This window comes from Pseudomonas sp. 05N433 (assembly GCF_056396925.1).
In genome coordinates, this window is record NZ_JBFTML010000142.1 from 1 (window position 1) to 740 (window position 740).

1 protein-coding gene is annotated in these 740 nt (G+C 62.3%); it reads left to right on the forward strand.

The features are described 5' to 3' along the window. On the forward strand, positions 1 to 740 hold a 740-nt coding region (locus AC1DIS_RS30070; protein WP_477781314.1), incomplete at both ends, for an immunoglobulin-like domain-containing protein.

A 740-nucleotide genomic window follows, 5' to 3' on the forward strand; every position in this document is an offset into this window, starting at 1 on the left:
GGGACCGTGGTGTACACCGCGTCCGTGTCAGCGCCAGTCACCGGCTGGGACCGTGGTGTACACCGCGTCCGTGTCAGCGCCAGTCACCGGCTCGCCAGTGGTTGTGACCCTGTCCAATGGCCAGACCATCACCATTCCGGTCGGTGCCAGCAGCGGTTCTGTCAACTTCGTTGCGCCAAACGATGCCCTCGCTGGYGGCGGTTCTTTGAGCGTGAAGATCGACGACGCCAAGGGCGGCAACTACGAGAARCTGGAAGTCGACGGCAAGTCGGCGGATACCTCGGTGACCGACACGCCGGACACCACGACTCTCAGCCTGAGCGCGACCGACTCGGTGGCCGAAGGTGGTTCCATTGTTTATACCGCAACCTTGACCAACGCCGCCGGCACGCCAGTGACCGTGACGTTGAGCAATGGCGCCGTGATCACCATCGAAGCGGGTAAAACCACCGGCTCCGTAACCGTCGATGCGCCGAAGGACGACGTCTACAAAGACGCCGGCACTGTTGAAGCAACCATCAAGGACGCAACCGGCGGCAACTTCGAGAACCTGGTAACCAGCAATACGCCTGCGGTCACTACCGTCAACGACACCATCGACACCAGCACTGTTTCGCTGACTGCGACCGCGAACGTGGCCGAAGGTGGGACCGTGGTGTACACCGCGTCCGTGTCAGCGCCAGTCACCGGCTCGCCAGTGGTTGTGACCCTGTCCAATGGCCAGACCATCACCATTCCGG